Origin of the sequence: uncultured Eubacterium sp., from assembly GCF_937958975.1 — a bacterium.
GTDB lineage: Bacteria > Bacillota > Clostridia > Lachnospirales > Lachnospiraceae > Eubacterium_G.
This window is the reverse complement of sequence record NZ_CALGRE010000039.1, coordinates 21,451-33,389: the sequence shown is the minus strand read 5'-3', so window position 1 is coordinate 33,389 and position 11,939 is coordinate 21,451. Positions and strand designations below refer to the sequence as shown.

Annotated in this window: 13 protein-coding genes and 1 pseudogene; 1 reads left to right on the top strand and 13 read right to left on the bottom strand. The window is 35.1% G+C overall.

The features are described 5' to 3' along the window. Positions 1-1,611 precede the first annotated feature (1,611 nt). A pseudogene (locus Q5O86_RS06575) lies at positions 1,612-2,211 on the bottom strand (glycoside hydrolase family 16 protein); the annotation flags it as partial. Between the two features lie 314 nt (positions 2,212-2,525). Between Q5O86_RS06575 and Q5O86_RS06570 the strand changes: the two are divergent. Beyond that, positions 2,526-3,281, top strand: a complete 756-nt coding sequence (locus Q5O86_RS06570; protein WP_302626346.1) for a helix-turn-helix domain-containing protein — start codon at positions 2,526-2,528, stop codon at positions 3,279-3,281. A 15-nt stretch (positions 3,282-3,296) separates the two neighbouring features. Here Q5O86_RS06570 and Q5O86_RS06565 read toward each other — a convergent pair whose 3' ends face one another. From Q5O86_RS06565 to Q5O86_RS06510, 12 genes are all read right to left on the bottom strand, one after another. Then, complete coding sequence (locus tag Q5O86_RS06565; RefSeq protein ID WP_302626345.1) at positions 3,297-3,845, bottom strand: hypothetical protein; 549 nt, start codon at positions 3,843-3,845, stop codon at positions 3,297-3,299. 14 nt (positions 3,846-3,859) lie between these two features. Beyond that, positions 3,860-4,372 carry a hypothetical protein gene (locus Q5O86_RS06560; protein ID WP_302626344.1) on the bottom strand — a complete coding sequence of 171 codons (513 nt, stop codon included), beginning with the start codon at positions 4,370-4,372 and terminating at the stop codon, positions 3,860-3,862. After that, entirely contained in the window at positions 4,369-4,926 is a 558-nt protein-coding gene (locus Q5O86_RS06555) for an RNA polymerase sigma factor (protein ID WP_302626343.1), read from the bottom strand. Before Q5O86_RS06555 ends, Q5O86_RS06560 begins: the two co-directional genes overlap by 4 nt. A gap of 147 nt (positions 4,927-5,073) precedes the next feature. Further along, positions 5,074-5,337: a 30S ribosomal protein S18 gene (rpsR, locus tag Q5O86_RS06550; protein ID WP_021953479.1), complete on the bottom strand. Its 264-nt coding sequence runs from the start codon at positions 5,335-5,337 to the stop codon at positions 5,074-5,076. Between the two features lie 48 nt (positions 5,338-5,385). Next, on the bottom strand, positions 5,386-5,832 hold the full coding sequence (locus tag Q5O86_RS06545) for a single-stranded DNA-binding protein (protein ID WP_302626342.1): 447 nt from the start codon (positions 5,830-5,832) through the stop codon (positions 5,386-5,388). A 24-nt stretch (positions 5,833-5,856) separates the two neighbouring features. Continuing rightward, positions 5,857-6,147 (bottom strand): 30S ribosomal protein S6, encoded by a 291-nt coding sequence (rpsF, locus tag Q5O86_RS06540; protein WP_302626341.1) that lies wholly within the window; start codon positions 6,145-6,147, stop codon positions 5,857-5,859. A 122-nt stretch (positions 6,148-6,269) separates the two neighbouring features. Next, entirely contained in the window at positions 6,270-7,070 is an 801-nt protein-coding gene (locus Q5O86_RS06535; RefSeq protein WP_302626340.1) for a hypothetical protein, read from the bottom strand. Then, complete coding sequence (locus tag Q5O86_RS06530; protein ID WP_302626339.1) at positions 7,064-7,762, bottom strand: ABC transporter ATP-binding protein; 699 nt, start codon at positions 7,760-7,762, stop codon at positions 7,064-7,066. Before Q5O86_RS06530 ends, Q5O86_RS06535 begins: the two co-directional genes overlap by 7 nt. Then, on the bottom strand, positions 7,759-8,121 hold the full coding sequence (locus Q5O86_RS06525) for a GntR family transcriptional regulator (protein ID WP_302626338.1): 363 nt from the start codon (positions 8,119-8,121) through the stop codon (positions 7,759-7,761). Before Q5O86_RS06525 ends, Q5O86_RS06530 begins: the two co-directional genes overlap by 4 nt. Positions 8,122-8,243: 122 nt before the next feature. Beyond that, the gene (locus Q5O86_RS06520; RefSeq protein ID WP_302626337.1) at positions 8,244-8,420 is read right to left on the bottom strand and encodes a DUF951 domain-containing protein; all 177 of its coding nucleotides are present in this window, start codon (positions 8,418-8,420) and stop codon (positions 8,244-8,246) included. After that, on the bottom strand, positions 8,420-10,216 hold the full coding sequence (locus tag Q5O86_RS06515; protein ID WP_302626336.1) for an Ig-like domain-containing protein: 1,797 nt from the start codon (positions 10,214-10,216) through the stop codon (positions 8,420-8,422). The genes Q5O86_RS06520 and Q5O86_RS06515 overlap by 1 nt, the downstream gene beginning before the upstream one ends. Continuing rightward, positions 10,197-11,885 carry a hypothetical protein gene (locus Q5O86_RS06510; RefSeq protein WP_302626335.1) on the bottom strand — a complete coding sequence of 563 codons (1,689 nt, stop codon included), beginning with the start codon at positions 11,883-11,885 and terminating at the stop codon, positions 10,197-10,199. Before Q5O86_RS06510 ends, Q5O86_RS06515 begins: the two co-directional genes overlap by 20 nt. Positions 11,886-11,939 lie beyond the last annotated feature (54 nt).

Here is an 11,939-nt window from a genome sequence, read left to right as displayed (position 1 = left end):
CTAAAATATCCACTTCTTATATTTCTCTATATAACATTTCCCCTTTATAAAATATAATCACTCTAAGTGATAATATTTAGCTATTTTTTATATGCGCTATGCTTTTACCATGGAATTGCTCCATTGATACTCTTTTACTTCATAATCTTTATTTACTATTGATAAAATATCAGTATATAAATACTCGTGATGTTCTTTTGTTGTCATAGAACTGCTTTGATATAAATTATCCGCAATATCATAAATCGTATATGTACATGAATTTGTGTACACATATGTACCATCTTCTAATTCTGCATACGCACGAATTCTCCATCCCTCATTAAATTCTGCTGCCTCTTTAGATGAGAATTTCACTGTCATTGCATAACTTGAAGCAATGTCCGAATTAGATATTACCTCATTTAATTTTCCGGCACTTGTACTATCAACACGTTTAACATATTTACTTGTGCTGTTAACATTTAATTCTTCTTCTGTAGCATATTTATAAAGTGAATATAGCATACCTGAGCGTACAACCTTCTTTCCTTTAATTGTACTGTCAACAGAATAAACAGTCCTCATTCCTTTTGTGGTCGCACTAACCTGATATCCATTTATTTCTATTCCATCTCCAATTACAACTGCACCTGTTGTCTCTTTCTCTGTCGGTTTTTCTGATGACGCTCCCTTTCTTATCACAATTGTAAACTCGCCGCTTTCTGTAACAACTTTAATCGTAGAATCGGCATTGCTGGCAAGCTTTGTCGGGTTAAGTTTGACTAATCCTAGTGCTTTCTCTACTATCATATCATCCGCTGCCTTTTGTCCATTCACTGTGATATCTGTTATATTTCCTGCAGCTGCTGTAAATTGCAAACTCAATGTATTTCCTGCATCTCCATACCAAGGTACTAACCCCTCAATTGTTGTTGACACAATCGCATACTCTAATGAAAGTCCTGATTCACCATCACAAGCGAGTGTCTGGAATGTAGGCTCAGATGCATTCGTACTTTCCTCTGGTTTTTTTTCAGTCGTCTGTGGTTCCGGTGTCTTTGTCGTTTGTGGCTGTGTCTCTTCCTGAACCTTTTCTAATGAAAAAGATTTCACCGCAAATTCCAAGCCTGCCGGCGCCATTCCCAAATCAAAGAAAATTTGTGCCGAACTTCCTGCCGTAAACTGAAATTCAAAATAATTCATCCCGGCATTAAGAGTTTTTAATACCTCGCTCTGCGAAATGTCGTCTTTTAATCGTATATTATTTGCTGTTGCCATATTAGATTGCGCTGCAATCTTGCATTTATATGTTTTCCCTGCCTCTACCGCCAGAGATTTTGTTTTCATCTGAACCCCCCACTCCTGCGTGCTTGCCTTAGAAATCCTTAATATAAAGTCATTGTAAGAGTGTCCATTTTTATAATTTCCGGTCGGGTCACCTGCCCATCCGGATGCAAAATATGGTGACCAGAAATCCAACTCATTCCAATTTGCTCCTGCCCATACATATCCATTTTCCAAGGCCTGGGTAGTTTGCTCTTGTTTTTTTGTCGTTTCCGGCTGTTTTGTCGGTTCAGGCTGTTTCGTTGTCTGTGGCTCAGAACCGGAACCCGGAGCATCGTATACCGCCCAATCATAATATGCCGTCAGAGGTGTAGCTCCATTATATGCCTGAAGCCATCCATCAACACCTGTTCCCGGCCATACATTCATCATGATTTTTCCCGGTGTTACCGGCACATCACCTGATGTAACTGTATACACAGCCTTACCGTCTACATACCATGTAATAACACCCTGTCCCCAATAAAATCCATATGTATGAAACTCTTTTGAGGCATCAAATCCTAAATTATATATATGCTCATGATTTCCAACTCCATTAGAAAAATAATTAAACTGTACCTTAGTCGTATCATATCCCAGAAACTCAATATCAATCTCATCCCACCTTGTGCCATCTGTAGGACCGGTATAGGTAAAAAATGATGATACAACACCCGGATTTTTAATTGGTTTCATATTAACCTGATACATTCCATATCCGAACGTCTGTCGTGTACGATACTCTCCTCCTGAATATCCGCCATTTCCATCTCTATCAATTTTTAGATTCATAATTCCATCACCAGAAAAAGAAACATTACTATCTCTCCATGTACAATTAAACATTCCCCCATTGGACCATCCATTGGATTTTTCCATGGCTCCGGAATCATATCCGTTAAACTCCATAGCGAAATGTGTACCATTAAATTGCGCAGCCGCAACATTTTCTACCGTTAAATCTAAATTCAATCCACCAACTACCATAATGAAACACATTAAAAATGATATTGTTTTCTTTATCACAATTAATCTCCTCCTCTACTTTATATTTATAATTTTATACATGAAACAAAGAAATATATACAAAATTAATTCTAAAAATATCAAATTCATGTTATAATTTTTATATCATAGGAAATCTCATAAAATCTCTTATGATTTAAAACTGGTACTCTATAATCTCATACAAAAGCAAAAGGAATATTAAATAAAATATGCAAAAAGAATGGTATCAATTTGAATCAACAGATAATGACGAAAACTTATCCCACCGCTCTCAAAACGAGGAGCTTGCTTTTTATCATGCCGTAAGTTCCGGGGATATTAATACTGTACGAAAAAACTGTGAACAGCAGCGTTTTATGGATACCGAAGGTGTCGGGATATTATCCAGAGACCCGGTAACAAACCTAAAATACCATTTTGTTATTACCACTGCTATGATAACAAGATTTTGTGTTTCTGCCGGAATGGAAATGGAACAGGCATACAGACTGAGTGATTTTTATATATTAAAGCTAGACCTGCTTCACACAATAGAAGAAGTCTCAACTCTTCATGACCGCATGGTATTGGATTTTACCGGAAAAATGCGACTTCTGCAAAACGGCGGTGGAACTTCTAAGCTCATTAACACATGCATCGAATATATTTATGTTCATATAAAGGAGAGAATAACGATAAATGACTTAGCTGATTATACCGGATTTTCTGAGAGTTATTTATCACATCTCTTTAAGCAGGAGCTTGGAACCTCTATCAGCGATTATATCCGTGAAAAAAAAGTAGAAAAGGCACAAAATCTTCTAAAATACTGTGATTATAGCTTAATCTCAATTGCAAATTATTTATCGTTCTCTTCGCAGAGCCACTTTACGCAGGTATTTCAAAAACAGGTTGGTATGACGCCTAAAAAATACCGTGACCTTTACTATCGCAGTGCATGGGATATTAAAACACCGGACGAATAATTCGTCCGGTATTCACTATAACTCTGTCACTTCCATAAAGACTGTTTGAAAATCTATCCAATCATTACTATTGCCACTCAAAACACTCCACATTAACTGCTCATAAGTCAGACTGTCATCATTCACCAAGTAAAAACCATAATCTTCACAGGCTGCATTCCGCAATTTCCCTCTTCGTTCTACTAAATACTTATATTTCTTTTCCTCTCCTCTTTCAGATTCGTACTGCAACGAATATTTTTGTCCATCGTAATTTAATACCGAATTTATACATTCATCATCATAATACTGCCTAATTGTAATTTTTGTCGGTTCATTAGTGGAATTTCCTGTTTTTTTCAAAAAATCTTTCCAATTTTTCTTTCCTTTTATGATTTTTCCATCTTTTATAATAAGCTTTCCACTGTTTTTTATTACAGTGTTATCTTTCGCCTTCTCCTCTGTGCTTATCTCTATTTTTTCCGGTATCGTAGTTTCTTCTTTTTTCTTTTGCGCACTATGATTTCCGCACCCCGACAAAACAACTGCCATTACCATAAAAATTACCACAATTTTCTTTTTCATAATTTTCACCTCTTTTAATATTTTTCCTCATCTACTGCCAGTTTATATGTTCCATTCAATAATTTTACTACAAGCACAGACCAGTCATTACAGTTTTTGTACTCGTACAAATCCCCTATGATTATATTATTGTTGATATCCCCGATGTTGTTTTTCAAACAATTACCTGTGTCCTTTTTCGCTACTGACATCGGCAAACTATTTGATATTAGAAACTCTTCATTTTCTACTACTCTATAATTATTGTTATTGTACAAAAACTCTGTACCGTCTCCCACTCCTCTTAATACTTCCTGCTTTTTTGATGTGGCTTGTTCCGACTCAGCTATTTTATTGTTCACCTGTTCTTTCGTTTTCCAAACCACATTTCTCCCCATTCCAATTGCCGCCACAATGCACGCTGCCAATGCGATATACTTTATATATCTTTTTTTATGTTCTTTTTTAATAACTTTTTCGATTGGCACACTTTCTATCAAATCCTCGTCTATATTATTAATGCACTCCAACAAAGTTTCTCTTGTCATAGTTCCACCCCCTTATCCTTTAAGTATTCTTTTAACCTTTTTCTTGTTCTAAATAAAGTTGTCTTAACTTTGCTTTCACTTATGCCATATATTTTTGCAATTTCAGTAATTGAATTATAATACCAATATCTACTTAAAAAAATATTTCTCTTTTCCAAATCGATATCTCGAAGGTATTCATTAATAAAACCGGTGATTTCTTTTTTCTCATATTCGTTCTCAATATTACTTTTTCCTGAAACAATTTCCTCAATTTCATCCAGTGACACAATCCCTTGCGTCTTTCTTTTACCTGCATGGTAATACCTTACCTGTTTCATAGCAATATTCTTAGTTATCTTACATATAAAAGTTTTTAAATACTGTGGTCTGCTCGGCGGAATCGCATTCCATACACCTAAATAGGTTTCATTCATAACTTCTTCTGTATCTTCCCAATTAAATAATATATTTTTTGCCAATTGCCTGCACAACTTTCCATATTTTAAGTCCGTTTCTATAATTGCTCTCTCGTCGCGTAGCCAATACAGGTCTATAATTTTAGTGTCTTCCATGAAATTCTCCTTTGTTATCACCTTGTTACCTATAATCTATCATTTTTTCGCAGTTGGTTACACTTTTTCACAATTTATTTTATTTTTTTCAAAAGAGGCACTAAAAAAGGCTCTCCCACTCTCGGGAAAGCCTTTAATAATCATTATTTATTCAACTGTATATGGCATTAATGCGATATTTCTTGCTCTCTTAACAGCTGTTGTAAGAGCTCTCTGATGTCTTGCACAGTTTCCTGTCATTCTTCTAGGAAGAATCTTACCTCTCTCAGATACATATCTCTTTAATGTAGCTACATCTTTATAGTCAATCGCTTTATTTTCATTTGCACAAAATGCACAAACTTTTTTTCTTCTACGACCGCCTCTTCTTCTCATTGGAGAATCCGGTCTCTCGCTTTTATTATATGGCATAACGCTTTACCTCCTTATGATTTTCCCTGTCCTAATGACTAGAGATTACTAAAAATTGAATGGTAAACCTGAATCATCAACATTATCCGGAATATTCATAAATCCATCCCCTGCCGGAGCTGTAGGTGCTGATGCTGCAGGCTGTGCCTGAAATCCTGCATTATCCGATGCAGCTTTACTCTCAGCAAACTCCTGATTCTCTACAACCACCTCTGTGGTATATACTGTCTTACCATCCTTATCCTGATAGCTTCCTGTCTGAATACGACCCTCTGCTACTATTTTTGTTCCCTGATGGAAATATTTTTCTGCAAACTCACCACTTCTACCAAACGCAACACATCTGATAAAATCTGCTGTCTGCTCTCCATCTCTTTTAAATCTTCTGTCTACTGCCAATGTATATCTGGCAATGGCCAACTGACTGTCTCCTGATGTAGAATATCTGACTTCAGGTTCTCTCGTCAAACGACCCATCAAAATAACTTTGTTCATTTGAACCCTCTTTCATGCCTCAAACTATGCTTCAACTGCAACACACATAAATCTGATAACATTTTCCATAATACGAAGCTGGTTTTCTATATCGCTTGGCGCATCTGTGTTATCAGTATCAAAAGTGATGAAGTAATAATATGCTTCTGACATCTTCTGGATTTCGTAAGCTAATTTCTTCTTTCCAGCATCATCAATGTTAGCAATAGTACCGCCAAATTTTTCAATAAGTGCTTTTACCTTATCTAATTCAGCTGCTCTTCCTTCATCTTCAAGTTTTGCACTAACAACAACTGTTAATTCATATTTGTTCATGCTTTCTACCTCCTTCTGGTCTCTGGCTTTCCCCTCTTTATATGGAAAAGCAAGGAATTATAATATATCACGAAACAATATATTAACACAAAAAAGCCCTCTTCACAAGGGCTTTTTGTCTTTTACTGTAAATTTAATTTTTTACTTAACATAACATGTGTAATAATATTAAATACAATACATTCTATTACTGCAAAAACTATAGAAAATATCATCAATGGCTGGAAAAAGGATTTTGTCATCTCCGCATTATTTAATGCATCCATATTACTGCCAAATAATATTACCATAAAGATAGCACTTACAATTTGCCCTATAAAGTATATTACAAGATAAGATACAAATGCACCAAGTATTTTATTCTTTCCAAACGTCTGTCCTATACTAAAACATGCATACCCCATACTTATATATACATATCCTGTAAGCAACAGCATCACAATTACTTCAACAACATATTTCATTGAATTTGTCTCTTGAATCATTTTGACAGCTTCACTGAAAACATCTTTAATAGCTCCTATCAGCTCATTATCTCCAAGTCCCAAAATAACAAGCATAAGTCCCACAAAAACGAACGATAAAATCATCCACACATAACTTATAATAGACTTACTGGCAATATGCTGTCCGACAGATACCGGAAGTGTAAAAGACAAATACCCCTCATCTTTTAACATATTGTCGTAAAATCTTTTTATCATTAGTATGAACGACCCCAATATCACGGCAATAATCCCTAAAACAAACGCAAATATTGTTACCGCTGTCAGCATTGACATAATCCCATTATCCACATGAAATATATTCTGAATCTCCAACATACCTTTTAATACAACTGTAATAACCAGCACAATCGCATATAACCCCAAAACCTCTCTGGCAGTAGCTCTAAATTCATGTTTTATTAATTTTCCTAACATCTAAATACCTCCCTAAAAACTTCATCAACTGACTTTCCGTATTCTTCTCTTATGTCATCTACCTTTTTGTGCATAATCAGCTCTCCATCCTTTATCATTATTACATCATCTAAGACCTTCTCAATATCCGAAATCAAATGTGTTGAAATAATAACCGATGCCTCAGGATTATAATTTGTGATAATGGTATTAAGTATATAATCTCTTGCTGCCGGGTCTACGCCTCCGATTGGCTCATCTAAAAAATACACCTGTGCTTTCCTACTCATAACCAATATTAATTGAACTTTTTCTCTTGTTCCCTTTGACATTGTCTTAAGCTTATCCTCTGGATTTATATTTAACTTCGAAAGCATATCATATGCCCTTTCCACATCAAAATCCTCATAAAAATCCTTAAAATACTTTATCATATCCTTTACTTTCATACGATTATTTAAGTATGTTCTTTCCGGCAAATATGAAACAATCTTCTTCGTTTCTATTCCTATATTTTTTCCATTAATGGTTATCTCTCCCCCACTTGGTGTCAGCAATCCATTTGCAATTTTAATTAAAGTCGTCTTTCCACTACCATTGGGCCCTAAAAGTCCGATAATCTGACCACTTTCAATTTGTAATGTAATGCCCTTTAACGCCTGCTTTTTTCCATAACTCTTCTTTAAATCTTTACATTCAAATAAAACGTTCATTTATTTTCTCCCTTCTCAATTAGATGAATCATTTCTTTTTTTCCATACTTCAACTCCGTCATCCTATCCACATACTCTCTTGTATATTGAATCGCCCTGCTTTCCCTAATCTGATTAATTACAGCCATATTCTCTGTGACACTTCTACCGGAAGTTCTATTGGTGATAATAAGCCCTCTATTTTCCAGTTCCGTCATTGCTCTCTGCATGGTATTGGGGTTAACCGAAGCCTCTGCTGCTAAATCTCTCACTGAGGGCATTCTACTGCCAAGTGAATACTCTCCTGTAACAATTTTCTGTTCTATTTGTTCCAAAAGCTGTGTATATATGGGTCTGTCATTCTTTAACTCCCATGGCATTATCTTTCCTCCTATCATCGTATTATTGTATTAATTGATTAATACAATAATACATGTGTTTTAATATTTTGTCAATAGCTAAATAAAAGGCATATAGCTCGTAATAAACTATATGCCTTTTATTATTCTATTATTTTCTTTACACTTTTTTCAAAAGCCTTACGGGGAATCATAACAATCCTCCCGCAGCCTTTACATTTTAACTTAAAATCTGCACCGGTTCGTATAATTTCCCATTCATTTGCTCCACATGGGTGTCCTTTTTTCAATGTCACAATATTTCCTATATCATATTCCATCAATCTATCACCCTTCCTATTCCTACTATATGCCTTATATTATTATAGTTCATGGTCTGACCGCCTTTTTCAACTACCTGGCCATGTCCGGCATACATAGCCACATGATATATATCAAGCGTTCTCCCCGGTGTGCTATATCGCACTGCGCTCGCATAATCTCCATAAAAAATCAAATCTCCGGGTTTCATATTGTCTGTACCAATATAGCCAAAATATACTATTTGACCTTTCTTATATAAATAATCAAACAACTCTCCTGCCGGCAGGGCTGAATACTTACTGCCAAGCCTCTTTTGGTAACTCTTATATGCCTTATATCCTTTCCATACTAAGGCAGAACAATCATAATAACCCTTTTTCATTCTTTTTGCCTGACTGTATTTCCAGTGATTTACGATATATGTAGCCTTATCGATAATTTTTTTCACTCCCTTAGCTGCCACTTCAACTCTGTAGCTAAACGTACAACTTCCAATTTTAACATCCAAATATGTAACTCCGGATTTTTTACCTTTTATCGTTCCATCACTTTTAACTGTCGCTACATTTTTATTTCTAATAGAGTATAGTGGAATTATTTCTTTGATACCTGAAACAGATAACCTTGTTGTCTTTCCCTTTGGTATCACTGCCGCTATTTTCCCAAACACAGGATTTATTACAACGTAGTTTATTTTATATGACTTACCATCTACAGAGGCAGTAATTGTACCGCTTCCCTCTTTTAAACCTGACAATGCAATTTTCGTATTGTACTCTGTAAACGTTACTAAATTCGTATTGGAATTGCTCCATTTCACTTTACTATATTTATTCAATCCTGCAAAGGATATATACTGTTGTCTATGCTCACCTGCACTTGGCCCATAAACAATAACATTGCTTGTATTAACCGATGGTGCCGACACATATACATAATTCGAATATATATTTTCATTTCCCTCTTTATCTGTAACCGTTGCCCGAATAATTGCTGTTCCCTGTTTTAATGTGCGTGCTTCTGCAATAATTTTACTATCTTTTCTATTCTTCGGCACTGACACAATTGTCTCATCTGTCGAACTCCAAACACATTTTTTTATGTTATTCTCATCCAGATTATCAATCTTAAAAGTTATATCCTTATTTTTTGCCCAAGTAATATTGTCATATACAATATGATTTTTCTTAGTCAGACGCCTTACACCCGTAACTTTTTTATTGGTAAGCCAATTAGAATTTGTGACTGTGACATCATTAGAATCTACATTTACCGTACATCTGGTATATGTTGTTTCTGTCTTGACTGTTATCGTTGTAACACCCGGGTTTACAGCCGTAATCAATCCGTTGGTATCTACCGTCGCAATACTCTCGTTTTCCGACTGATATGTCACCGGTCTTGTTGATTTTGTTGCCAACTGAAATGTTTTTCCCTCATTTAGCGTTACATTATAACAATTGATTCTGATTTTCCTATCCGGATCGGGAACCTTTATTGCACAAGTATATGTCACTCCTTTATATGTTGCTTTAATAACGGCATTACCGGAATTAACGGCTTTTACCTTTCCCTTTTTGGATACAGTGAGTGCGTATTTATTTGTTGTCTTCCACTTTATTGTCGCATTCGAAGGTACATTCAGAAGCTTTAGTTTCTTTGATGTTCCCTTATCAAGTTCTAATGATGTATTAGAAAGCTGTATTTTTTCTTTTGCATTTATAACATTTAAGTTCCAGCACATGGATATCATTAAAACAATACAAATAAATGTAGTCCCACATCTAAATAATTTATCTCTCGTTTTCTCCATTTTCTTTTTTCTCCCAAGCCTGAATGTTTCGTATGCCTGTATCCTCGTTCGTATCATAATAAATATTAATTTTATTTCCTTCTTGAATAAAAACTAATGCCTCGTCTTCCGAAAACTTTTCTTTATAAACATTTCCTGACTCATCTGAAATATATACATATGTTCCATCTGTTAAATTAACATATTGAACACTTTTAACTATGATTTCTGCAAAATCATAAAGTTTTGATAAATCTTCCGCTTTTTTAGTCGTATTTATTCCATTCTCTTTCAATAACTTACGGTATGTGATTAAGGTCTCTGCCTGCGTAGTTCCTGTGGCAACGATGCTATATTTCTTTACATCAACCAAAGCATATTGTTTTACTAAATTTCCCTTATCCTTTAATACCATAAAATATGTCGGTCTTCCGTCAATATTTATAAGTGATGGGAACGCTGCATCATAACCTAAGTTTTGTACCTGCCCTTCCGCAGCTTCCATTGCCGAAAACTCCTCGGCTCCGGCAACATTAAAATAACATGCCTCTCCGGTTCTGGCATTCACCATGACAAAACCAATATTAGATGAATCATCAATTACAGAGGTAACCCCTGTATAAATCCATACATCATTATCAATTACTTTATATCCGTAATCATCCGTTGTCTTTTTACAATCTTTCTGTCCAATAATGCTATTCCAAAAACCATCTGCCAGCATTCCGTGCCAATTGTATTTTGTCTGAATCAAATCACCATCATAAACCCGGTCTACCCACCTTGGAATCTCATCCAAACTATATTTTTTACAATCGCCTGTACATGGGTCACATATAATAACTCCATTGACATCATAGCCCCCAAACAATCCTACTCTGGCAGTCATTGTGGGGCATATATAGTATGGATTACCATCCTCATCCAGCTCAAAATAATAACCTTCAAAAATCGCAGTAGGATATTTAAAACGCAAATGTCTTTCCAGATTATCGTTAAACCAGCCTGATTCGGTATATTTTATTGCTTTTTCCAACTTCACATAATCGGCTTCAAATTTTACCGCATCCACCAAAACATATCCCGGGATTCCTTCTTTTCTGTTGTTAAACCATTTAAAAAATCCTGCATATTCAAGAGTCGCAACCTTCATAGGAGCTCCATCCAGTGCAATCTGACTATAATCATCATTTATCTCATACTGACTTACTACATCTGATAATGCACCTATAGCTCTTTGCCCTACGACTCTCGCACTGCTTGTATCCATAAGAGCTATATCACTTATTTTATCCGAAGGTTGAATTATATTCTCAAACTTAGTGTTATTTATATCTATCAACGAAGAGTATTTATGCGCATTAAAAATCTTTGCCGAAATAATATTACCTATAATAACAACGAAAACTCCTAAGATTAATATGATGCCTGCAATCTTAGTTATTATATTATATTTTACTGCAAATCTCTCTTTATCCGGTAAGGAAATCGTTAAAACCAGAAATACAAGAATGAAAAATCCCTGAAACTGCCAAAATTCTATGGAATGTATATTAAATGGTGGAAGTAATACATAAAATGCTGCAAATTCTATAGCTGCAACAATTAAAAAACTTATCAGAACTCTTTTAACCGAAATTCTATCTTTTAAAAGAACATTACCTCCCATACTAAAATTGAAGCCCTGCATATTGTTCTCCTCTTATAATATAATAATTTTATAATGATATAAAAGATTTCACAC